Here is a 23,849-nt window from a genome sequence, read left to right as displayed (position 1 = left end):
AGCGCTTAATCAATAATAAACAGGCTATGTACACGGTCAAAGGGAAAGTGGACAAGGATTCTTTGCTGACGGAGCATATGCCGTTGGTGAAGCGCTTGGCCCATCACATGAAGGCGAAACTGCCGCCCAGCGTCGAAGTCGACGATCTGGTGCAAGCCGGGATGATCGGCCTGCTCGACGCCATCAGCCGTTACGAGGACACCCATGGCGCCCAGTTTGAAACCTACGCCGTGCTGCGCATCCGCGGCGCCATGCTCGACGAACTGCGCAGCAGCGACTGGCTGCCGCGCTCGATGCGCCAGAACATGCGCAAGATCGAAACCGCGATGAGCACGCTGCAACAGCGCCTGGGCCATCCGCCGAGCGAGTCGGAAGTGGCCAAGATGCTCAAGCTGTCGCTGGCCGACTACCAGGACATGCTGTCCGACGGCGGCGGCCACCAGCTGGTGTACTACGAGGATTTTCACGACGACGACGGCAACGACAGCTTCCTCGACCGTTACTGCTCGGACGAGGAGAGCGATCCGCTGCGCTCGCTGCTGGACGGCGACTTCCGCCAGGCCGTGATCGACGCCATCGACGCGCTGCCGCCGCGCGAAAAGATCCTGATGGGGCTGTACTACGAAGAGGAGCTCAACTTGAAAGAAATCGGCGCCGTCATGGGCGTATCGGAATCGCGCGTATCGCAGCTGCATACGCAGGCCGTGGCACGGTTGCGCGCCTCACTTCGGGAGCGGTCTTGGACTGGGCCAGCGTAGCCGGGGTGCTGCTGGCGCTGGCCGGCATCGTGGTCGGCCAGACGCTCGAGGGCGGCAAGCTGGCGTCGTTGTTACAACCGGCGGCGTTTGCGATCGTCGTGGTCGGCACCTTCGGCGCGGTGCTGTTGCAGACCAAGTTCCAGACCTTTGTGCGCGGCCTGCGCATGCTGCGCCTGGTGTTCGCGCCGCCGGCCGACACCCGCGTGCTGCTGGCGCGCGACATCAACGCCTGGAACCTGGCGGCGCGCCGCGACGGCCTGCTGTCGCTGGAGCGCTATATGCTCGCCTCCAAGGACAAGTTCAACACCAAGGGCCTGCGCCTGATCGTCGACGGCATCAATCCCGACAAGCTGCGCCAGATCCTCGACACCGAAATCACCGCCTACGAAACGGAAGAACGCCAGGCGGTGCGCATCTGGGAATCGGCGGCCGGCTATTCGCCCACCATTGGCATCCTGGGCGCGGTGCTGGGCCTGATCCACGTGATGGAAAACCTCACCGATCCCAGCAAGCTCGGTTCCGGCATCGCCGTGGCCTTCGTGTCGACCATTTACGGCGTCGGCCTGGCCAACCTGTTCTTCTACCCGATCGCCAACAAGCTCAAGGCCATCGTCACGCAGGCGGTGCACCAGCAGGAAATCGCCGCCGCCGTGTTCTACGACATCGCCACCGGCGACCACACGCGCGTCATCGACGAACGCATCGCCACGCTGCTGCGGGAACACTGACATGCAGAACCGGCGCGCCCGCAGGAAGTTCGACGACGAACCGGAGAACCACGAGCGCTGGCTGATCTCCTACGCCGACTTCATCACCCTGCTGTTCGCCTTCTTCGTGGTGATGTATGCGATTTCGGTGGTCAATATCGGCCGCTACAAGGTGCTGTCGGTGGCGCTGGGCGACGCCTTCGGCGGCGCCGGCTCGGCCAAGCCGGTCACCACCGAAGTGCCCAACCTGCCCATCCCCAATCCCAACCTGCGGCGCCACGCCGAACTGCTGCGCAAGGAAAAAACCCAGATGACCAAGCTGGCGCAGGACTTGTTGTCCACCTTGGCGCCGCTGGTCAAGGAGGGCAAGGTGCGGGTCACGCAGAACAGCCGCGGCGTCAGCGTCGAGATCAACGCCTCGGTGCTGTTCGATCCGGGCGAGGCGCGCCTGACCAATGAGTCGACCGAGGCGCTGCGTGCCGTCGCCGGCCTGCTGAAAAACGACGATCACAAGGTGCAGGTCGAAGGCCACACCGACAACCAGCCGATCCGCAACACGCTGTTCCCGTCCAACTGGGAATTGTCGGCGGTGCGCGCCAGCAGCGTGGTGCGGCTATTCATCGACGCCGGCGTGGCGCCGGAACGGCTGACGGCGGTGGGCTTCAGCTCGAACGTGCCGGTGGCGCCGAACGACAACCCGATCGGCCGCGCGCGCAATCGCCGCGTGGCGGTCACGATCTTGTCCGGTATCCCGGATACGGTGACGGAAGTGCCGACGCCGGCGCCGGCTCAGCAGTAAATCTGGATCAGCCGGCCAGGAAGCCGCGGCTGCGGGGCAGGGAAGTGGGCAGGCCGCCAGGGCCGTAGAAGTTGTTCGCGCCCGCCGATTGCGGACGCAGCGCTTGCAGCGCGCCTTGCGTGTGGTTCATCTGCTTGTTGATCAGCATGCCGTTGATGCGGTTCAGCTCCTTGGCTTCGCGCGCATGGTGCTGCAGCGCCTGCCACAGGACGGACGCTTCGGCGGCGTCGGCGCCGCTGGCGGCAACCCAGGCATCCATGCCGGCTTCCTCGGCCGGGTAGCCGGCCTTGCCCAGGGCGCGGTGGCGCTGGGCCGACAACAGGGTCATCTGCGTGACCAGTGCCGATTTCTTCGTGGTGACCGCCGTCAGGCCGTCGATTTCCGCCGCCACCAGGTGTTGCTGCTCCTGCTTCAAAACGCCCAGCAGGGTCGTCATGATGTGTTCTTCTTCGCGCAGGCTGTTCAGCGGGGTAGCGGTTGACATGGTAGACCTATCGTTTGCGAGAGTGCAGCAGATCCTTGACTGTGTCCAGCAAGCCATCCGCTACTTTTTCCGAGTTGACCTGGAACTGACCGTCGGCAATCGCCAGCTTGATGCGCTCGACTTTTTTGGTGTCGAACACGGCGCTGGCGCCGCCGGCCGCACTGGCCGCCAATGCCTGGCCTTGCGGCGACAGGCGCACGTTGTCGGACGTTGCAGGCGTCGCCGGGGCTGCCGCCTTGTCTGCGCCGCGCGCAGTCGAGGTAGAAGCCGGCGTCGACGACGGCAAGCCGGTCGTGCTCTTCAATGTATCGTTAATTTTCACAGCGCTATCCTTCTCTGGTAGGAGTACGAAACTCCGGGATCTGAGTATGTAACGGCGGCAGACGCCAAAACTTTAGCGCTGCCGTGCCTCAAGCCCCCCTGGCGTTCGATCAAAACGCCACCTCCACCAGCCCGCCCGCCTTGGCGATTCCCGTTATTTGTTGCCCGCCGGAAGTTTTTACCTGCACTACCTGGCCGTCGCCCGCCGTGCTCATGGCGCGCGCCTCGGCCGACACGCTGAAACCGTTGCCGCTGGAAACGAGCCGCACCAGCTGGCCGGATTGCACCACCGGCTTGCTGCGCAGCGTATCGAGGCGCAGCGGCGTGCCCGGCGGCAGCGAAATATTGGTGCTGCGGCCGATCACCTGGCCCATGTCGGTGGCTATCCCGGCCGGCAATGTTGTCAGATCGCCCTTCAGGGTCACCAACTGGCCGGCCTCGATGGCCTGGCCCTGGGCCAGCGGCGCGGCGCTGGCGATGTAGTCGCCGACCACGCTGACCGTGGCCTGGATATAGATCGTCCACGCCGCCGGCGCCACGCAGCGCACGCCGACCGTGGTCTTGCCCCAGGCGCGCGCGCCGGGCATGAAGAAGGCTTGCGGGTCGGGGCAGGCGGCCAGGTTCATGCGAGTATCGACGGCGCCGACGGCGACCGTGACCTGGCCGGGCAGGCCGCCGCTTTGTACCTGCAGGAACTGTTCGACGCTGCGCTTGAGCGCGGCCGCGTCCTGACGCAAAGGCGCGGCTTGCTGAGCCTGGGCCTGGGCCGCCGGCAGCAGGGCCAGCAGGGCGGCAGTGGTGAGCAGTCGTTTCATGGTGTGGGAGTCCTCTTCAATATTGCCATCATAGTCTGGCGGTCTGGACTTGAAGCCTTGAATAGGACCGAAAAGCGCTTTCTTATCGCTCGATGGTTACCAGGGGCAACTCCGTATCATCGATCCTGTCATAACAAGTACGTCCATAGGGAGCTGTCATGGTTGGGAAACTCGACGATTATCTGCGCTTCAACGAAGCCGCGCTGGGGCTGCGCTCTCAGCGGCAGAGCGTGCTCGCCTCGAACATCGCCAACGGCGACACGCCCAACTACAAGGCGCGCGACATCGACTTCTCCAGCGCCATGCAGGCCGCGCTGGACAAGACCAACGCCACCGCGACGCTGAAGACCACCGCCAGCAAGCATTACCCCAACCCTCAGCAAGACGGCACCACGATGGCGGACGGTACGCCGCTGCTGTACCGCGGCGTGGTGCAGGGCGCGGTCGACGGCAACACGGTCGACATGGACGTCGAGCGCAACCAGTTCGCCGACAACGCCATCCGCTACGAGGCTGGCATCACCGCAATCAACGCCCAGATCAAATCCATGATGGCGGCGATACAGGGAGGTAGCTGATCATGTCGCTGTTTAATATTTTCAATGTTTCAGGTTCGGCCATGAGCGCCCAGGCGCAGCGGCTCAACGTGGTGGCGTCCAACCTGGCCAATGCCGACAGCGCCACCAGCGCCAGCGGCGAAGCCTACCGCGCGCGCCAGGTGGTGTTCGAAGCGACCACGCCGGCCGACGGCGGCGCCTCGACCGGGGTGCGGGTCAAGCAGGTGGTGGAAGACCAGTCGCCGATGAAGCAGATGTACGACCCCAAGCATCCGATGGCCGACGACAAGGGCTATGTGACCATGCCCAACGTGAACGTGGTGGACGAGATGGTCAACATGCTGTCGGCCTCGCGTTCCTACCAGACCAACGTCGAGACCATGAACGCGGCCAAGACGCTGCTGCTCAAGACCCTGACCATCGGCCAGTAATTTTTAAGAGGCAATCATGACTATCAGCTCAGTGATCGACACGCCAGTGGCGGCGCCGGTCAACACCACCAGCAACACCAGCAACACCAGCAGCACGTCCAACGACATCGGCGCGGACCAGGACAAGTTCATGAAGCTGCTGGTCACGCAGCTGAAGAACCAGGACCCGCTGAACCCGATGGACAACGCGGCCATGACCAGCCAGCTGGCCCAGCTGTCGACGGTGACCGGCATCAACAAGGTCAATGCCACCTTGGAGTCGCTGCGCACCGACCAGGCCGCTTCGCAATCGCTGACCGCCACCAACCTGATCGGCAAGGGCGTGCTGGTGAAGGGCGCCGGCATCCAGCTGTCGACCAGCACCGACGACGCCGGCAAGAGCACCAGCACCAGCGTGTTCGGCATCGACCTGGCCTCGCCGGCCGAGAGCGTGACGATTTCGATCCAGGACAAGAGCGGCGCCACGGTGCGCACCATGAGCATGAAGAGCACCGACGTCGGCACCTACCCGATCACCTGGGATGGCAGCACCGACGGCAAGACCGCCGCGCCGGCCGGCGCCTACACCTTCACCGTCAAGGCGGTCAGCGCCGGCAAGACGCTGCCCGATGCGACCGCGCTGCAGCTGGCGGCGGTGGCCAGCGTGTCGACCGGCAGCGGCGGCGTCAAATTGAATACCTCGCTCGGACAGTTCGCCATGTCCGATGTCAAAGAAGTTTTGTAACGCAGTTCACACGTCACACCTAGCATAGGGGAATACCATGTTCCAACAAGGACTTAGCGGCCTGAACGCAGCATCCAAATCGCTGGACGTTATCGGCAACAACATCGCCAACGCCAGCACGGTTGGCTTCAAGGGCTCGCAGGCGCAGTTTGCGGACCTGTACGCGAACTCGCTGAACGGCGTGTCGGGCAACAATCCCGGCATCGGTGTGACGACGGCCAAGTTGGCCCAGCAATTCACGCAGGGCAATATCGAGACCAGCAACAACCCGCTGGACATCTCGATCAACGGCGGCGGCTTCTTCCGCGAAGTGGTCAACGGCGCGGTGCAGTATTCGCGCAACGGCCAGTTCCACGAAGACAACACCCACACGCTGCTCAACGCCCAGGGCGCGCAGCTGACCGGTTATCTGTCGAACGCGGCCGGCGTGATCCAGCTGGGCGCGCCGGTGCCGCTGACGCTGGACAAGTCCGACCTGACGCCGGTGCAAACTTCCACAGCCAACTTCCAGCTGAACCTGAGCTCGGCCGAGAAAGTGCCGGCCAAGATACCGTTCGATGCTGGCGATCCGAACAGCTACAACAAGCAGACCGTGCTGAACGTGTACGACAGCCTGGGCACCTCGCACATCATGACGACTTACTACGTCAAGACCGATGCCAATACCTGGGACGTGTACGCGGCGGCCGACAACAAGGAAATCGTTTCGGCCGGCGTGGCGGCGGCGATCAATAGCGACGTCGCCGTGCAGGGCTTACGCACCGCCTACAACGATGCCGTGCGCGCCACGCCGCCGGTGGCTGCCGATATTGCCCTCGCCGCCGGCGCCTACGCGGCGCAGGCCTACCAGTCGATGTTGGCGGCAGCCAGCGTCCCACCGGCCGCCGCCTCGCAGGCACAGCTGGACGCGCTGACGGCCGCTTCTGTCGCGCTCGATCCGACCAGTAGCGGTTCCATCACCGGCATGACGCCGGACCAGATCAACGCCAAGCTGGCGGCCGCCATCACGGTGCCGGCTGTCAAGGCCGGTACGCTGCTGTTCACCAAGACCGGCGTGCTGGACCCTGAGGCGATGGCCCTGATGGTGCCGACTCCGCAAACGCTGCCGTTTAATATCCAGCTGCCGATCTTCCCGGACACCGGCGCCCAGCAGCCGATGACGGTCGCCACCACCTTCGACAAGACCACCCAGTACGGCAGCGTCACCAACGACCTGGGCTCGGTGCAGAACGGTTACTCGGCCGGCTCGTGGCAGCGTTACGCCATCGACGCCAACGGCGTGATCCTGGGCCAGTACAGCAACGGCAAGTCGCGTCCGATGGGGCAGATCGCCATGGCCAACTTCGCCAGCGTCGACGGCCTGACCCCGCTGGGCAACAACGCCTGGGCGGAAAGCTCGGCTTCGGGCACGCCGCAGGTCGGGGTGCCGAACGCCGGCTCGATGGGCTCCTTGCGCGCCAGCTCGGTCGAAGTGTCGAACGTCGACCTGACGGCCGAACTGGTCAACATGATCACCGCGCAGCGCGTCTACCAGGCCAATGCGCAGACCATCAAGACCGAGGATTCGGTGCTGCAAACCCTGGTCAACCTCCGTTAATCGAGTAAGCCATGGACCGCCTGGTTTATACCGCGATGACAGGTGCGCGGCACGTGATGGATCAGCAAGCCACCGTTGCCAACAACCTGTCCAACGCCACCACCACCGGCTTCCGCGCGCAGCTCGATACGTTTCGGGCGGTGCCGGTGGTGTCGGACGGCTTGCAGACCCGCGCCTTCGTGGTCAACTCCACGGTCGGCGCGGACATGCGGGCCGGCCCGATCCAGACCACCGGCCGCGCGCTCGACATCGCGGTGCGCGACCAGGGCTGGATCGCGGTGCAGTCGGCCGACGGTTCGGAAGCCTACACCCGCAACGGCAGCCTGAAGGTCAGCGAGAACGGCCTGCTGCAAACCACCAGCGGCCAGACCCTGGTGGGCGACGGCGGCCCGATCGCCATTCCGCCCGACACCACGGTGATGGTGGCCGGCGACGGCACCGTCAGCACCATCTCCACCGACTTCAAGCCCGGCCCGGCCAATGTACTGGGGCGGATCAAGCTGGTCAACCCGGACGTCAAGGGACTGGTGCGCGGCGACGACGGCCTGTTCCGGCAAGTCAGCGGCACGCCGGCCGAGAACGACCCGGCGGTGCGCGTGGTCGATGGCGCGCTGGAGGGCAGCAACGTCAATCCGGTCGACTCCATGGTCAACATGATCAGTCTGGCAAGGCAGTTCGAGATGCAAATGAGTTTGCTGAAGAACGCCGAGAATAACGCCGCAAAAGCCACCCAGATCCTCGCTTTGAGTTGATGCCCTGTCCCGCATAATGGTGGCGTGGGATGAGTAGCTGTCGCTTTTGACGGCTCCCATCCGAGCAACGGGAGAAGCATCATGATACGTTCACTGTGGATCGCCAAGACTGGCATGGAAGCGCAACAGACTGCGCTCGATGTCACGTCCAACAACCTGGCCAACGTCAGCACCAACGGCTTCAAGAAGTCGCGCGCCGTGTTCGAGGATTTGCTGTACCAGAATATCCGCCAGCCTGGCGGCCAGTCGTCGCAACAGACCAACCTGCCGTCGGGCATGCAGCTCGGTACCGGCGTGCGGCCGGTGGCGATCGAGCGGGTGCACACCCAGGGCAATCCGCAGTCGACCGGCAATGACAAGGACCTGATGGTCAACGGCAACGGCTTCTTCAACGTGCTGCTGCCGGACGGCACCACCGCCTACACCCGCGACGGCTCCTTCCAGCGCGACAACAACGGCCAGATGGTCACCTCCAGCGGCTTCGTGCTGCAGCCGGCCATCACCATCCCGATCACCGCGCAATCGATCACCGTGGGCCGCGACGGCACCGTCTCGGTCACGCTGCCGGGCCAGGTGGCGCCGCAGCAGATCGGCAGCGTCCAGCTGTCGACCTTCATCAACCCGACCGGGCTGGAGTCGAAGGGCGAGAACCTGTACGTGGAAACCGGCGCTTCCGGCAACGCGCAGACCAACACCCCCGGCACCAACGGCACCGGCGTCATCCTGCAAGGCTACGTGGAAACCTCGAACGTCAACGTGGTCGAGGAAATGGTCAATATGATCCAGACCCAGCGCGCCTATGAAATCAATTCGAAGGCCATCACGACTTCCGACCAGATGCTGGCCAAGCTGTCGCAGATGTAACGCACTTGCAAGGACATAGAGCATGAAAACCGCCATCACCATCGTTGCAGCAGCGGCCGCCCTGAGCGGCTGCATGGCCACGCCGACCTCCATCGTGCAGATGCCGATGTCGGCCCGTCCGCTGACCAGCGCCCAGCTGCAGGCGGCGCCGACCAACGGTGCGATCTACCAGAACGCCGCCTTCCGTCCGATCTTCGAAGACCGCCGCGCGCGCCAGGTGGGCGATGTGCTGACCCTGGTCATCACCGAGAAGACCTCCGCCGTCAAAGCCGGCGCCAGCTCGGGCAACAAGTCCGGCAGCGTCAGCGCCAGCGTGCCGCATCCGCTGCAGTCGACCTTCGGCGCCACCCTGGCCGCCAACAACGCCAGCAAGTACGCCGACGGCGACAACCAGTCGGCCAGCAACACCTTCACCGGTACCATGGGCGTGACCGTGGTCGAGGTGCTGGCCAACGGCAACCTGATCGTGGCCGGCGAGAAGCAGGTGGCGATGAACAAGGGCGTGGAATTCATCCGCTTCTCCGGCATGATCAATCCCGACAATATCGCCACCGGCAACACCGTGCAGTCGACCGCCGTGGCCGACGCCAAGGTCGAGTACCGCACCAACAGCCAGATCGACCGCGCCGAGATGACGTCGATGGCCTCGCGCTTCTTCCAAAGCCTGTTACCTTTCTGATGGCGATCATGGACAGCACTCAATCATTCATGCTGGGCGCACGCAGGCTGGCCGCGTTGTCGCTGGTGGCGGCCGCGCTGCTGGCGCAGCCGGCCCACGCCGAGCACCTGCGCGACCTGGCCAGCATTGCCGGCGTGCGGCAGAATCAGCTGATCGGCTACGGCCTGGTCGTTGGCCTCGACGGCAGCGGCGACCAGACCACGCAGACGCCGTTCACCGTGCAGAGCGTGGTCTCGATGCTGCAACAGCTGGGCGTGAACCTGCCGCAAGGCACCTCGCTGCAATTGAAGAACGTCGCCGCCGTGATGGTGACGGCCTCGCTGCCGCCGTTCGCGCAGCCGGGCCAGACGCTCGACATCACGGTCTCGTCGATGGGCAACGCCAAGAGCCTGCGCGGCGGCACGCTCTTGATGACGCCGCTCAAAGGCGCCGACGGCCAGGTCTACGGCATGGCCCAAGGGAACGTGCTGGTGGGCGGCGTGGGCGTCGCGGCCGGCGGCGCGGGCGGCAGTTCGCTGACCGTCAACCACCTCAGCGTGGGCAAGATTTCGGCCGGCGCCACGGTCGAGCGCGCGGTCGCCTCCACCCTGGGCGAGGGCAACTTCATCAAGCTGGAATTGAACACCGCCGACTTCGCCACCGCCAGCCGCGTGGTCGAGGCGATCAACGACAAATACGGCTCCGGCATCGCCTACGCGCTGGACAGCCGCGTGATCCGCGTGCAGTCGCCCAGCAGCAGCGACCAGCGCGTGAGCTTCATCGGCACCTTGCAGGACATGCAGGTCAACCCGGCCGAGCAGCCGGCCAAGGTCATCATGAACGCCCGCACCGGTTCGGTGGTGATGAACCGCGCCGTCACGCTCGACACTTGCGCCATCTCGCACGGCAATCTGTCGATCTCGGTGACCGCCGATCCGCAGATCAGCCAGCCCAATCCATTGTCGGGCGGGCGCACCGTGGTCGCGCCCAACCAGCAGGTGGGCATCAAGGCCGACAGCGGCAAGGTCATGATGGTCAAGGGCGGCGCCTCGCTGGCCGAGGTGGTCAAGGCGCTCAACGCCATCGGCGCCACGCCCCAGGATTTGCTGGCCATTTTGCAGGCGATGAAGGCGGCGGGTTCGCTGCGCGCCGAGCTGGAAATCATCTAAGCGAGGCGCATCATGACGAGCTCAGTTCCCAACGCGAATACATCCAACGACCTCAGCAGCAAGTTCGCCCTCGACCTCAAGGACATGGGCAGCCTGCGCCAGTCGGCCAAGGCCGGCAGCCCGGAGGCGTTGAAGACCGCCGCCACGCAGTTCGAAGCCATGTTCGTCAACATGATGATGAAGAGCATGCGCGAAGCGACGCCGCAGGATGGCATGATGGACAGCCAGCAGACCAAGATGTTCACCACCATGCTGGACCAGCAGACCAGCCAGAATATCGCCAAGAAGGGCATCGGCCTGTCGGACATGCTGATACGCCAGCTGTCCAAGACCGCCGACCAGAAGGCGCTGGCGATCGGCAACGAGGCCGTCGATGCCAGCAGCGGCGCCAACGGCGGCAGCTTCGGCGGCCTGTCCAGCCTGATGGACGCCAAGTTGCAGCGCGCCATCGCGGCGGCCGGCGGCCCCGGCGGCGCGGCGGGCTCGGTCGACGACAACAGTGCGGTTCCGGCCACCAACATCAACAAGGGCAGCCAGGCGCCGCACGTGCGCAGCTTCCAGCAAAAGCTCGGCGCCGACGCCGAGGAAGCCAGCCGCGCCACCGGCATTCCGGCCAAGTTCATGCTGGGCCAGGCGGCGCTGGAGAGCGGCTGGGGCAAGCGCGAGATCAAGGGCCGCGACGGCAGCAACAGCCACAACCTGTTCGGCATCAAGGCCGGCGGCGACTGGAAGGGCAAGGTGGTCGAGGCCACCACCACCGAATACGTCAACGGCAAGGCGCAGACCAAGGTCGAGCGTTTCCGCGCCTACGACAGCTACAGCGACAGTTTCAAGGATTACGCCAAGCTGTTGGCCAGCAATCCACGCTATGAAAAAGTGCTGGCCAGCGCGGGCGACGCCAGCAGCTTCGCCCACGGCTTGCAGAAGGCCGGCTACGCCACCGATCCGAATTACGCGAACAAGCTCACCAGCATCATCAAGCGTTCGCTGGCGGGCTGATCGAGTTATTTCATCAAGTTTGGCGGCAAACTGCCGTTACCATCTACAAATAGAGTAAAAACATTATGTCCAGTCTTCTCAGTATCGGCAAAAGCGGTTTGTTGGCAGCCCAGGTGGGGCTGTCGACCACCGGCAACAACATCACCAACGCCGGCGTGGTTGGATACAGCCGCCAGGCCGCCATCCAGTCCGATACCGCCACCCTGGACCAGGGCTTTGGCTTCGTCGGCACCGGCACCGAGGTGACGACGGTGCGCCGCTACTACGACAACTTCCTGGCGGTCCAGCTGCGCAACGCCGAGTCCAACCAGGCCTCGCTGGACGCCTACACCAAGCAGATCAGCCAGATCGACAACCTGCTGGCCGACCCCACCGCCGGCCTGTCGCCGGCCCTGCAGGACTTCTTCAACGGCGTGCAGGACGCCACCTCGAATCCGGCCTCGGCCGCGTCGCGCCAGGCCATGCTGTCGACCGCCTCGTCGCTGGCGTCGCGCTTCCAGGGCCTGAGCGCGCGGCTGTCGGAGATCGCTTCCGGCGTCAACGGCCAGATCACGTCCAACGTCGGCGAAATCAATTCCTACGCCACCCAGATCGCCGCGATCAACAAGACCATCGCCGGCCTGACCACGGACGGCAAGGCGCCCAACGACATGCTGGACCACCGCGACCAGATGCTGACCGAGCTGAACAAGCTGATCAAGACCACCGTCATCCCGGGCGACAACAACACCTTGACGGTCGAGTTCGGCACGGGCCAGCCGCTGGTGGTGGGCGGCACCGCCTTCCAGCTGGCGACCTCCAACTCGCCGACCGACGCCAGCCGCGTGACGGTCGGCTACCAAAGCGACAGCGGCGTCTTCAGCGCCTTGCCGGAGAGCGTGCTGACCGGCGGCCAGCTGGGCGGCCTGGTCTCGTTCCGCAACGGCGCCATGGACCGCGCGCAAAACTCGCTGGGCCAGGTGGCGGCCGGACTGGCGGTCAGCTTCAACGCCCAGCATGTGCTGGGCCAGGACCAGAACGGCGCGCTCGGCACGGCGTTCTTCAAGCCGATCAACGCCTATGTCGGCATCAACAGCCACAACTCGCCGGTCAGTACGGCCGACGTCAGCGCCGTCGTCACCGACGCCAGCAAGCTGACCGCCAGCGATTACAGCGTCGACTACGACGGCACCAATTTCAACGTCACCCGCCTGAGCGACGGCCAGATCACGCAGATCAACCCCTTCCCGCAGGCGGTGCCGCAAACCATCGACGGCGTCGACTACACGATCACCGGCGCGCCGGTGGACAAGGACAACTTCCTGGTGCGGCCGACCTACACCGCGGCCGACCAGTTCAGCGTCGCCATCAGCGACCGCACCAAGATCGCGTTGGCGGCGCCGATCGCCACCGCCGCGCCGACCGCCAACGCCGGCAACGCCAAGATCAGCGCCGGCACCGTGGACGTCAATTACCTGACGCCGGGCAACGCGCTGGCCGCGCCGGTCACGCTGACCTTCGACAAGGCCAGCGGTTCGCTATCGGGCTTCCCGCCGGCGCAGGACGTGACGGTGACGGTCAACGGCGTGGCCACCGTGTATCCGGCCGGCACGCCGACGGTGCCCTACACGGACGGCGCGGCGATCAGTTTCGGCGGCGTCAACTTCAACATCAGCGGCACGCCGGCCGACCTCGACACGTTCACCATCGGCCCCAATGTCAGCGGCGTCGGCGACAGCCGCAACGGCGCCTTGCTGGCCGGCCTGCAAACCAAGAACATCCTCGACAACGGCAACGCCACCTATCAGACCACCTACGCGCAGATGGTCAACTTTGTCGGCAACAAGGCGCGCGAGGCGCAGATCAGCGGCTCGGCCGCCGACGCCGCCGTGGGCCAGGCCACCGCTCAACAGCAGAGCGTCTCCGGTGTGAACCTGGATGAGGAAGCGGCAAATCTGTTACGCTACCAGCAGGCCTACCAGGCCAGCGGCAAGGTCATGCAAGTGGCCAGCACCCTGTTTGATGTATTGCTCAACCTTAGGTAATTATCATGTCCATGCGCATTAGTTCCAAGACGATCTACGACGTCGGCGTAGGGCAGATCAGCAGCCTGCAGACCGCGCTCGCCCGTACCCAGCAACAACTGTCGACCGGACGCAAGAACCTGTCCGCCGCCGACGATCCGATCGCCACCGCGCGCGCGCTGGAAGTGACGCAGTCGCAATCGATCAACACCCAGCTGGTGACCAACCGCTCCAACGCCAAGGGCACGCTGTCGATGGAGACGGTGGCGCTGGCCAGTTCCACGTCGATTTTGCAGGACGTCAAAACGCTGGCGGTCAACGCCGGCGACGGCAGCATGACGCAGAAGGACCGCGAGTCGCTGGCGACCGAGCTGGAAGGCCGGCTGGCCGATCTGCTGGGCCAGGCCAACACCGCCGACGGCACCGGCGGCTATGTGTTCTCGGGCTACAAGTCGACCACCTTGCCGTTCACCCAGACCGCCACCGGCGCCGCCTACCAGGGCGACCAGGGCCAGCGCGAATTGCAGGTGGGGTCGACCCGCAAGCTGCCGATCAGCGATTCCGGTTCCTCGGTATTTGAAAACAATGCGAGCGGCAACGGCACCTTTGCCACCCTCGCCGATCCGGCCAACTACACGCGCGGCGGTTCCGGCATCATCAGCGCCGGCTCGGTCAAGGACGCGACCCAGCTGACCGGCCACAAGTACCAGGTGGATTTCCAGGTGGTGCCGGCCACGCCGGGCATCCCCAAGGTCACCACCTACACCGTGACCGACCTGACCTTGAACCAGCCGGTGCCCGCGGCGCCGGTGCCGGCGGTGCCGCAGCCCTATGTCAGCGGCCAGAACATCACCTTCGACGGGGTGCAGTTCGACGTCAAGGGCGATCCGGCCGACCTCGACAATTTCACGGTGCAGCCCAGCACCAAGCAATCGATCTTCACCACCGTGTCGGACCTGATCGCCGCCTTGCGCGCGCCCGGCGACGGCCCGGCGGGGCAGGCCAACCTGAACAACAAGCTCAATCAGGCCCACGTGAATATCGACAATGCCACCGACAATCTGTTGTCGATCCAGTCGGAGGTGGGATCGCGCCTGAAGGAGCTGGACTACCTGGACAGCTCCGGCGACGATTTGAATTTGCAGTACGCCACCACGCTGTCGAACTTGCAGGATGTCGACACGGTCAAGGCGATCTCGCTGTTCACCCAGCAGCAGACCACGCTGGACGCGGCGCAGAAATCGTTCAAGAGCCTGTCCGGGCTCTCGCTGTTCAACTACATCACCTGACGCCGGCGCCGCTGGCGCGGACAAAAAAAGCCCCATCAGCCTGAACGCGCTCAAGAACGCGCTCAGTGCCGATGGGGCTTTTTTACCACGGGGGGAAGTCTGACCCCCGTGGTTATTTGGCTGCCAGGATGCCGCTGGCGGTGCTTTGCCTGCGGAACCAGTCTTGCTCGCCGGCCGTGGCGCTGCCGCTCAGGACGGTGGTGGCGTCGTAGTGCTGCAGCTGCTCGGCCAGCGCGGCGACATGGCCGGCCAGACCGGGCGCCGTCGGCGCCGGCGTCAGCTGGCCGCTGGCGCTGTTGCCGCCGTCCGCCACGCCGGCCTGCTGGCCGTAGCTGTTGATCGCCTGCGTCAGCGCGCTCGCTTGCGCCGCCCGGCTGGCCAGGAACCAGACGTCGGCCATCTGGCTCACCGTGCCGTCGGTGCTGGTGTAGCTGGAACGCAAACCGATCCAGTTGTTGTTGTCCAGCTCGCTCACCTTGGTGGCGGCCACCGTCAGGCTGGCGATGCCCAGGCTTGCCAGCGTCTTCAGTTCGTCGCCCTGGCTGACGCCGTCCGCGTTGGCGTCCACCCACACGCGCAGCTCGCTGAACTGAGCATCCTTGCGGTCGACCACGCCGTCGTGGTTGCTGTCCAGCTCGGCCAGCGCGGCGAAGCCGTCCTTGGCCTTGCCGCCGGCGCCGCTGTTGGTGGCTGTGCCGAACAGCTCGCTGCCGTCGTTGATCTGGCCGTCGTGGTTGCGGTCCAGCGCGAGCAGGCCGTCGCCCTGGCCTACCCAGCCGGTGTTGAGCCGATCGCCGTCGGCGTACAGGTCGAACTTGACGCCGGCGTCCAGGCCCAGCGTGCTGATGCCGTTGCCGTTCAGGTCGAGGATCAGCGGACTGCCCAGCGGCAGCACCGCCAGTTGCTCGGCGGTCAGCGCCGCATGCTGGTCGGCGGTCAGCGCGCACACCTGGGTCGCGGCCATCACCGAGATTTCGGTCACGGTCAGGGCGGCGAGCTGCTCCAGCGTCAGCGCCTTGATCTGGCTGGCCTTGAGCGAACGCATCTGCGCGGTGGTGAAGGCGGCCACCTGGCCGGCGCTGAAGTTGGCGATGGTGGTCGCCGTCAGGTTGGACAGCTGCGCGGTCTTCAGCGCCACGATGTCGTTGCCGTCGAAGGAATGGACCTGGTCGGCGCTGAGCGCGTTGAGCGCGGCCACCGACATCGCCGCCACCAGGGTCGGATCGAGCGAGGAGATCTGCGCCGTGGTCAGGCCCAGCGACTGGGTCGCACCGAAGGCGGCGATCTGGGCGGTGCGCAAGCCATTGATCATGTCGATCGACAGGCCGACGATCTGGTCGGAGCTGAAGCCGGTGATCTGGGTCGGCGTGAAGGCGCTCAGCGAACCGAGCGCGGCCAGCTGGTCGGTGCTCAGGCCGCGGATCTGCGTCACCGCCAGCGAGGCCAGCGAGCGGGTCGACAGCGCGGCGAACTGGGTGCCGGTCAGCGCGGCGAGCTGGTTGGTCTTGAGCGTGACCAGCTGGGCCGAGCTGAGCGCGGCGACCGCGTCGATATTCAGCGAGGCGATCTGGTCGGTGCTCAGCGTGGTCATGTTCAGGCCGCGCGCCTGCTGGGTGCTCAGCGCGCCCAGCTGGTCGGTGGTCAGCAGCGACATCTGCTTCAAGGTCAGCGCGGCGATCTGCGCCGAACGCAGCGTGGCGAAGTGGTCGACGTCGATGCTGCCCAGCTGGTCGGACGTGAGCGCCGCCACCTGGCCGGCGTTGAGCACGCCCAGGGTGCTGAGCGTATTGAGTTGCTGGGTGCTCAGGGCCGTGATGTCGCCCGGGCTCAGCGTGGCGATCTGCTGGGTCGCCAGGCTGCTGACCTGGGCCAGCGTCAGCGACGAGAACTGGGCCTTGGTCAGCGAGTTCAGTTGCAGGCTGCTGAGCGCGGCGATGTCGTCCTGCCCGATCGCCTGGATCTGGTCGGTGCTCAGGCCGGCCAGCGCGGTCACGCTCAGCGCGCGCATCTGCGCGGTGCTCAGGCCGGCCAACTGGTCGGAGGTGATCGCTTGCAGCTGGTTTTTGGTCAGCGCGGCGATCTGCGCGGTGCGCAAGGTCACCATGTGGTCGCCGTTGAGCGAGACCAGCTGGTCGGTGGTCAGCGCGCTGACCTGCAAGGTGGTCAGGCCGGCCAGCGTGGCCAGGCCGTTGAGCTGGTCGGTGGTCAGGGCCTTGGCCTGGGTGGCGGTCAGCGCGGCCACTTCGGCCGTGGTCAGCACGCCGAACTGGTCGATGCTGAGCAGCGCAATCTGCAAGGTGCTCAGCGAGGCGATCTGGGCGGTTTTCAGGCCGGACAGGTCTTCCACTTCCATCGCGGCGATCTGGTCGCTGTACAGGCCGCGCAGCGCCGAGGTGCTCAGCGCGCGCCACTGCGCCAGCGACAGTTGCACGATCTGGTGGGTGGTGAAGGCTTGCACCTGGCGGCTGCTGAGCGCCGCCAGTTGGCCGCTACTCAGCGCGCCCAGCTGGTCGTCGCTGAGCGCCTGGATGCGGTCGGTGGTCAGGGTCGAGACCTGGGTGGTGTTGAGCGAACCCAGCGAACCGAGCAGCACGAACTGGTCCGGCGTCAGGAAACTCAGCTGGGTGCTGCTCAGGGCGGCGATCTGCGCGGTGCTCAGGTTGGTCAGCTGGGTGCTGGTCATGCTGACCAGCTCGTCGGAGGTCAGCGCGCGGATCTGCCCGCTGCGCAAGGCGGCCAGGTCGGCCAGCTCGATCGCGACGAACTGGTCGGTGCTGAGGGTGGCGATGGCCTTGGTCGACAGCGCGCGGAACTGCGTCTCCGTCAGGTTGACGATCTGGTCGGTGGTGAGCGCGCGCACCTGGTTGACCGTCAGCGCGGCGATGGCGCCGCTGGCCAGCGCGGCGATCTGGCTGGTGTTGATGGCGACGATCTGGTCGGTGGTCAGCGACACCAGTTGCGCCGAGCGCAGGGCGGCGATGTCGGCCAGCTCGAGCGCCACCACCTGGTCGGTGGTCAGCGCGGCCAGCGTGCGCGTGTTCAGCGCCAGCATGTCGGCGGTGGTCAGCGCGATGATCTGGTCGCTGCCCAGGTTGACGATCTGGGTGTTGCTCAACGCGGCGATCTGGGCGGTGCGCAGCGCGCCGATCTGCGACGGCAGCAGGGAACTCAGCTGGTCGGAGCCCAGGGCGCGGATCTGCGCCGAGGTCATGGCGCCGATATTGTTCACGTTGACCAGCTGGCTGGTGGTCAGCAGCGCAACCTGGCCCGCCTTCAGCGCAGCCAGTTCGCGGCTCGTCAGCGCGCCGATCTGGTCGCTGGTCAGCGCTTGCAACTGGTCGCTGCTGAGCGCCTGCAACTGGGCCGTTTTCAGCAGCGTGAGGTCGCCCGCTTCGATGGCGGTGATCTGGTCGGTGCTCAGGCCGGCCAGCGCGGCCACGCTGATGGCGGCCACCTGGGCGCCGTTCAGTTCGATGATCTGGTCGCTGTTGAGCACCGACACTTGCAGCGAGGACAGCGCGCCGATCTGGCGCGTGCTCAGCAGGTCGATGTCGACCAGCGACATATTGGCGATGCGGGTGGTCGACATGGCGGCGATCTGCAACGTCGAATAGTCGGCCAGGTTGCCCAGCGCGCTGGCCTGGGCGTTGCTCAGCACCGCCAGCTGGGCTTGCGAGAAGGCGGAGATGGCGGCCTGGCTGAGCGCGTGCAGCTGGTCGGTCAGCAGCGCCTGCATCTGGTTGGTGGTCAGCGCGCGCAGCTGGGCGCTGCTCATGGCCGCGAAGTCCAGCGCTTCGATGGCGTCGATCTGGTCGGTGCTCAGCGCGACCAGCAGGGCGGTGTTGAGGGAGCGGATCTGGGCGGTCGAGAGGGCGACGATCTGGTCGCTGCTGATGCCCAGCACCTGCTGGTTGGTCAGCGCCGCCAGTTGCCTGGTGCTCAGCGTGGCGAAGCGCTGGGCGGTCAGCGCGCCCAGCTGGTCGGTGCTCAGGGCGCTGATCTGCAAGGTGGTCAGCGCGCCCAGGTTGTTGAGCGCGGCGATCTGGTCGCTGGTCAGGAAGCTCAGCTGGCGGGTGGTCAGGGCCGCGATTTCGCTGTTGATCAGGGTGCCGTACTGGGTCAGCGACAGCGCGCCCAGCTGGTCGCTGGTGAGCGCCATCAGCTGGTTGGTTTTCAGCGCGGCCAGGTCGGCGCCGTTCAGTTCAAGGATCTGGTCGGTGGTCAGCGCGGCGATGACGGCGGCCGACAGCGCCCGCACCTGGCCGGTGCTCAGCAGCGGGATCTGGTCGCTGGTGAAGTACTGGATCTGGGCGGTGCTGAAGGCGGCCATCTGGGCCGTCTTGAGGGCGGCCACCTGGGCCGGCGTCAGCGCGATGATCTGGTCGCTCGACAGGCCGCCGATCTGGCGTGTGCTGAGGCCGGCCAGACTGCCCAGTGCTGCGAACTGGTCGGTGGTGAGCACGCCCAGCTGGCGGGTGGTCAGCGCGGCGATTTCCTGCGAGGTGAAGGCGCCCAGCTGGGCCAAGGTCAGCGCGGCGACCTGGCTGGTGCCCAGCGCGGCGACCTGGACGGTGCGCAGCGCGGCGATGTCGACCAGCTCGATGGCGGCGATCTGGTCGGTGCTCAGCGCGTTCAGGCTGGCGGCGCCGAGGCCGCGGATCTGTTTGGTGTCGAGCGCGACGATCTGGTCGGTGGTCAGCGCCTGCAGCTGGGCGCTGGCCAGCGCGTTGAGCTGGCGGGTGCTCAGGGTGGCGATCTGGGCCAGGCCCAGGCTGGCCAGTTGCGCGCTGGTGAGCGCCAGCAGCTGGTTGGTGGTCAGCGGCGCCAGCGAGGCCAGGCTGTCGACCTGGGCCAGCAGCAGGCTGGCGATCTGGTCGGTGGTCAGGCTGGCCAGGGTGCGGGTGCTGAGCGCGGCGAACTGGCCGGCCGTCAGCGCCGCCAGCTGGTCGCTCGACAGGGCGGTGATCTGGCCGGTGCCCAGCGCGGCCACGTCCACCACTTCGATCGCGGCGATCTGGTCGGTCGACAGCGCGGCCAGGGTGGCGGCGTTCAGGCTGCGCACCTGGGCCGTGCTCAGCGCGACGATTTGGTCGGTGGTGAGCGCGCCCACTTGCAGGCTGGTCAGGCCGGCGATCTGGCTGGTTTTCAGCGTGGCGATCTTGGCCAGCGCCAGGCTGGCGATCTGCAGGGTGGTGAGGGCGGCGATCTGGGTGCTGGTCAGTGGCGCCAGCGTGGCGAAGCTGGCCACCTGGGCGGTCGACAGGGCGGCGATCTGCTGGGTGCTCAGGCTGGCGATGTCGCGCGTGCTGAGCGCGCCGAACTGGCCCGGCGTCAGCACGCTCAGCTGGTTGGTGGTCAGGGCGGTGACCTGGCGGGTCGACAGCGCCTGCAGGTCGACCAGCTCGATGGCCTGCACCTGGTCGGAGCTGAGCACGGCGATCTGGTCGCTGCTGAGCACGCGGAACTGGGCGGTGCCCAGTGCGACGATCTCGTCGGTGGTCAGCGCCATGATCTGGTCGGTGGTCAGCGCGGCGATCTGGCGCGTGGTCAGGCCGGCCAGGATGGCCAGCGGCAGCGAGGCGATCTGGGCGGTCGTGAGGGCGGCGATGGCGGCGGTCGAGAAGCTGGCCAGCGAACTGAGCGCGCCCAGCTGGTCGCTGCTCAGCGCCGCCTTCTGGTCGGAGCTGAGGGCGGCGATTTCCTGCGTGCTCAGGCCGGTGATCTGGTGGGTGCTCAGCGCGACGATCTGGTCGGTGCTCAGGTTGACCAGCTGCGCGGTGCTCAGCGAGACCAGTTCGGCATTGGTCAGCGCGGCGATCTGCGCGGTGGTCAGCGCCGCCATGTCGGCGGCGGCGATGCCGCGCAGCTGGGCCGGCAGCATGCCGGCGATCTGGTCGCTGGTGAGCGCGACCAGCTGGTCGGTGTTGAGCGCGTGGATCTGGCGCGAGCTCAGCGCGCGCAGGTCGGCCAGGTTCAGCGTCGACAGCTGGTCGGTGCTGAACACGGCCAGCTGGCGGGTGGTCAGCGCGGCCAGCGTGGCCAGGGCGTCGATCTGCCCGGACGTCAGGGCGGCGATCTGGGTCAGCGTCAGGGCGGCCACCTCGGCGGTGGTCAGCACCCGCAATTGTTGCGTGCTCAGCGCCGCCAACTGGTCGCTGCCCAGGGCCGCGATCTGGCGCGTGCTCAGCGAGATCAGGTCGGCGTTGCGCAGCGCGGCGATGCGGTCCGTGCCGAGCGCGGCGATGGCGTCGGTGCTCAGGGCGCGCACTTGCGCGGTCGACATCGCCAGCACCTGGTCGCTGCTGATCGCGGCGGCCTGGACGCTGTTGAAGGCGGCCAGCTGGTTGGTCAGCAGCGACGCGAAGTCGGTGGTCGTCATCTGCGCGATCTGGTCGGTGGTCAGGCCGACGAGCTGCTTGGTGACCAGCGGGCCCAGCGTCGACAGCGCGACGATCTGCGCGCTGCTCAGCACCGACAGCTGGTCCGCGGTCAGCGCGCGGATTTCGCCGGTGGTGAAGGCGGCCAGCTGGTCGGTGGTGAGCGCGACGATCTGGTCGGTGCTCAGCTGGGCGATCTGGGCGCTGCGCAGCGCGCGGATGTCGCGCGTTTCGATGGCGGCGATGGCGTCGGTCGACAGCGCGCTCAGGGCGCCGGTGCTCAGCGCCACCAGCTGGGCGGAGTTGAGCGCGATGATCTGGTCGGTGGTCAGCGCTTGCAGCTGGTCGCTGGTGAAGGCGGTGAACTGGCGGGTGGTCAGGCTGGTCAGGTCGGCGGTCGTCAGGCTGCCGATCTGGCCGGTGGTGAGCGCGCGGATCTGGCGCGTGGTCAGCGCCGTCAGGAAGCGCAGCGCGTCCAGCTGGGCGCTGCTCAGGGCCTGCACCTGGTCGGTGCTCAGGGCCGCGGTGTCGGCCGAGTTCAGCGCGGCGATCTGGGCGGTGTTGAGCGCGACGATCTGGTCGGTGCCCAGCTGGTTGACTTGCTGGGTGTTGAGGCCGGCGATGTCGCGGGTCTCGATGGCGACGACCTGGTCGGTGCTGAGGGCGGCGATGGCGGCCGAGCTCAGGCCGCGGAACTGGGCCGCGCTGAGCGCGACGATCTGGTCGGTGGTCAGCGACTGGATCTGGTCCGAGTTCAGCGCCCGCAGCTGGTTGCTGGCCAGGGTAGCCAGGTTGTGGGTGGACAAGGCGCTCAGCTGCGCGGTGGTGAAGGAGCTGATCTGGCGGCTCGACAGGCCCGCCAGCGTCGACAGCGCGTTGAGCTGGTCGGTGGTCAGCACGCTGATCTGGTCGGTGCTGAGGGCGGCGATGGCGCTGCTGCTGAGCGCGGCGAACTGCTCGCTGAGCAGCACCACCAGCTGGTCGGTCGACAGGCGGGCGATCTGCACCGAGCGCAGCGCGGCGATGTCGCGGGTTTCGATCTGGCCGATCTGGGTGCTGGTGAGCTCGTTGAGCATATTGCTGCTCATGTTGCTGTACTGGAGCGCCGTCAGCGCGATGATCTGGTCGCTGCTCAACGCTTGCACCTGGTCGAGCGTCAGCGCCGCCAGCTGCACGCTGCTGAGGTTGACGATGGCCTTGCTTTGCAGCGCGATCAGCTGGTCGGTGGTCAGCGCCTGGATTTGCAGCGTGCCCAGCGGCGCCATGGTTTTCAGCGCGATGATCTGGTCGGTGGTCAGCGCGGCCAGCTGGTCGGGCAGCAGGGCGGCTTCGTCGGCGCTGCTCAGGGCGGCGATCTGGGCGCTGTTGAGTGCCACCAGCTGGTCGCTGCTGAGGACGCGGATCTGGGCGGTGGTGAGGGCGTTGATGTCGCGCGTCTCGATCGCCAGCATCTGGTCGGTGGTCAGCGCGGTGAGCGCATCGGTGGTCAGCGCGGCCACCTGGGCGGTCGACAGGGCAATGATCTGGTCGCTGTTCAGGGCCTGCAGCTGGCCGGCGTTGAGCGCCTTCAGCTGGGCGCTGCTGAGGGCGGCGATGGTCTTGGTGGTCAGCGAAGTGAGCTGCTCGGTGGTCAGCACGCCGATCTGGGCGGAATTGAGCGCGGCCAGCGCGCTCAGCGCGTTGATCTGGTCGGTGCTCAGCACCGGCAGCTGGTCGGTGGTGAGCGCGGCGATTTCATTGCTGCGCAGCGCGTGCATCTGGTCGGTGCTCAGGCCGGGCAGTTGCAGCGCGGTCAGCGCGCCGACCTGGCTGCTGCTCAGCCAGATCAGGTCGCGGGTTTCCAGCGCGGCGATCTGGTCGCTGCTGAGGTTGATCAGCGAGGCGGTCGACAAGGAGCTCAGTTGGAGCGAGCTCAGGGCGGCGATCTGGTCGGAGCCGATGGCGGCCAGCTGGTCCACGGTCAGGGCGTTGAGCTGGGCGGTGGTCAATTGCGCCAGCATGGCGGTGGCCAGCGACTGGATGTGGTCGGTGGCGATGGCTTGCACGGCGCCGGTGCTGAAGGCGCGCAGCTGCAGGCTGGCCAGCGAGCCGAGCTGGTCGGTGGTCAGGCTGGCGACCTGGTCGGAGCCCAGCAGGCTCAGCTGGGCGGTCGACAGCGCGTGCAGGTCCGCCGTTTCCAGCGCGACGACCTGGTCCGAGCTCAGCCGGTTGAGCTGGCCGCTGGTCAGCGCCTGCATTTCGCGGGTGCTGAGCGCGACGATCTGGTCGGTGCTGAGGGCGCCGATCAGGTCGGTGTTGAGCGCGGCCAGCTGGACCTGGGTCAGCAGCGGAATGTTGTTGGTGGTCAGGCCGGGCAGGGCGTCGGTGGTCAGGTAGTTCAGTTGCAGGGTGGTGATGGCGCGCACCTGGGTCGAACTCATGACGCCGAGCTGGTCGGAGTTGAGCGCCTGCATGTCTTCGGTCGTGAACAGGCCGATCTGTCCAACCGTGAGGCTGACGATCTGGTCGGTTGTGAAACTGGTTACGATCGTAGTCATTGCGTTGT

Annotated in this window: 18 protein-coding genes; 14 read left to right on the top strand and 4 right to left on the bottom strand. The window is 66.4% G+C overall.

From position 1 onward, the window contains the following. Window positions 1–26: 26 nt before the first annotated feature. The 3 genes from AC07OK_RS16700 to motD are packed head-to-tail and all read left to right on the top strand — an operon-like array spanning window position 27 to window position 2,264. Window positions 27–758: an RNA polymerase sigma factor FliA gene (locus tag AC07OK_RS16700; protein WP_494691368.1), complete on the top strand. Its 732-nt coding sequence runs from the start codon at window positions 27–29 to the stop codon at window positions 756–758. After that, the gene (locus AC07OK_RS16695; protein ID WP_494691367.1) at window positions 740–1,486 is read left to right on the top strand and encodes a flagellar motor protein; all 747 of its coding nucleotides are present in this window, start codon (window positions 740–742) and stop codon (window positions 1,484–1,486) included. Before AC07OK_RS16700 ends, AC07OK_RS16695 begins: the two co-directional genes overlap by 19 nt. A 1-nt stretch (window position 1,487) precedes the next feature. After that, the gene (gene motD / locus AC07OK_RS16690) at window positions 1,488–2,264 is read left to right on the top strand and encodes a flagellar motor protein MotD (RefSeq protein WP_494691366.1); all 777 of its coding nucleotides are present in this window, start codon (window positions 1,488–1,490) and stop codon (window positions 2,262–2,264) included. 7 nt (window positions 2,265–2,271) lie between these two features. Here motD and AC07OK_RS16685 read toward each other — a convergent pair whose 3' ends face one another. The 3 genes from AC07OK_RS16685 to flgA form a co-directional block, all read right to left on the bottom strand. Further along, window positions 2,272–2,748, bottom strand: coding sequence for a flagella synthesis protein FlgN (locus AC07OK_RS16685; RefSeq protein WP_494691365.1), 477 nt, complete (start codon window positions 2,746–2,748; stop codon window positions 2,272–2,274). A 7-nt stretch (window positions 2,749–2,755) separates the two neighbouring features. Continuing rightward, complete coding sequence (gene flgM / locus AC07OK_RS16680; RefSeq protein ID WP_332853048.1) at window positions 2,756–3,070, bottom strand: flagellar biosynthesis anti-sigma factor FlgM; 315 nt, start codon at window positions 3,068–3,070, stop codon at window positions 2,756–2,758. 109 nt (window positions 3,071–3,179) lie between these two features. Then, on the bottom strand, window positions 3,180–3,884 hold the full coding sequence (flgA, locus tag AC07OK_RS16675) for a flagellar basal body P-ring formation chaperone FlgA (protein WP_494691364.1): 705 nt from the start codon (window positions 3,882–3,884) through the stop codon (window positions 3,180–3,182). Between the two features lie 158 nt (window positions 3,885–4,042). Between flgA and flgB the strand changes: the two genes are divergently transcribed. The 11 genes from flgB (at window position 4,043) to flgL (ending at window position 14,927) form a co-directional block, all read left to right on the top strand. Further along, window positions 4,043–4,462, top strand: a complete 420-nt coding sequence (gene flgB, locus AC07OK_RS16670; protein ID WP_494691363.1) for a flagellar basal body rod protein FlgB — start codon at window positions 4,043–4,045, stop codon at window positions 4,460–4,462. A gap of 2 nt (window positions 4,463–4,464) precedes the next feature. Continuing rightward, window positions 4,465–4,872 carry a flagellar basal body rod protein FlgC gene (gene flgC / locus AC07OK_RS16665; RefSeq protein WP_217942032.1) on the top strand — a complete coding sequence of 136 codons (408 nt, stop codon included), beginning with the start codon at window positions 4,465–4,467 and terminating at the stop codon, window positions 4,870–4,872. A gap of 16 nt (window positions 4,873–4,888) precedes the next feature. After that, window positions 4,889–5,596, top strand: a complete 708-nt coding sequence (locus AC07OK_RS16660) for a flagellar hook assembly protein FlgD (protein WP_494691362.1) — start codon at window positions 4,889–4,891, stop codon at window positions 5,594–5,596. Window positions 5,597–5,633: 37 nt separating this feature from the next. Next, the gene (locus AC07OK_RS16655) at window positions 5,634–7,193 is read left to right on the top strand and encodes a flagellar hook protein FlgE (protein WP_494691361.1); all 1,560 of its coding nucleotides are present in this window, start codon (window positions 5,634–5,636) and stop codon (window positions 7,191–7,193) included. An 11-nt stretch (window positions 7,194–7,204) separates the two neighbouring features. Then, window positions 7,205–7,945 (top strand): flagellar basal-body rod protein FlgF, encoded by a 741-nt coding sequence (gene flgF, locus AC07OK_RS16650; protein ID WP_217942029.1) that lies wholly within the window; start codon window positions 7,205–7,207, stop codon window positions 7,943–7,945. A gap of 81 nt (window positions 7,946–8,026) precedes the next feature. Next, complete coding sequence (gene flgG, locus AC07OK_RS16645; RefSeq protein ID WP_020701608.1) at window positions 8,027–8,809, top strand: flagellar basal-body rod protein FlgG; 783 nt, start codon at window positions 8,027–8,029, stop codon at window positions 8,807–8,809. Window positions 8,810–8,831: 22 nt separating this feature from the next. Next, window positions 8,832–9,488, top strand: a complete 657-nt coding sequence (locus AC07OK_RS16640) for a flagellar basal body L-ring protein FlgH (protein WP_494691360.1) — start codon at window positions 8,832–8,834, stop codon at window positions 9,486–9,488. Window positions 9,489–9,517: 29 nt separating this feature from the next. Further along, a complete protein-coding gene (locus tag AC07OK_RS16635) occupies window positions 9,518–10,636 on the top strand; it encodes a flagellar basal body P-ring protein FlgI (protein WP_494691469.1) in 1,119 nt (372 codons plus the stop codon). 12 nt (window positions 10,637–10,648) lie between these two features. After that, window positions 10,649–11,635: a flagellar assembly peptidoglycan hydrolase FlgJ gene (flgJ, locus tag AC07OK_RS16630; RefSeq protein ID WP_494691359.1), complete on the top strand. Its 987-nt coding sequence runs from the start codon at window positions 10,649–10,651 to the stop codon at window positions 11,633–11,635. A gap of 65 nt (window positions 11,636–11,700) precedes the next feature. Next, window positions 11,701–13,659 carry a flagellar hook-associated protein FlgK gene (gene flgK, locus AC07OK_RS16625; RefSeq protein ID WP_494691358.1) on the top strand — a complete coding sequence of 653 codons (1,959 nt, stop codon included), beginning with the start codon at window positions 11,701–11,703 and terminating at the stop codon, window positions 13,657–13,659. Window positions 13,660–13,664: 5 nt separating this feature from the next. Continuing rightward, complete coding sequence (flgL, locus tag AC07OK_RS16620) at window positions 13,665–14,927, top strand: flagellar hook-associated protein FlgL (RefSeq protein WP_494691357.1); 1,263 nt, start codon at window positions 13,665–13,667, stop codon at window positions 14,925–14,927. A 112-nt stretch (window positions 14,928–15,039) separates the two neighbouring features. Here flgL and AC07OK_RS16615 read toward each other — a convergent pair whose 3' ends face one another. Then, window positions 15,040–23,841, bottom strand: a complete 8,802-nt coding sequence (locus AC07OK_RS16615) for an SPM autocatalytic domain-containing protein (protein WP_494691356.1) — start codon at window positions 23,839–23,841, stop codon at window positions 15,040–15,042. Window positions 23,842–23,849: the final 8 nt, after the last annotated feature.

Source organism: Duganella sp. GW821-FHT07G03 (assembly GCF_059418605.1).
The sequence above is the reverse complement of the archived record's forward strand: the minus strand, read 5'-3'. Positions and strand labels throughout refer to the sequence as shown.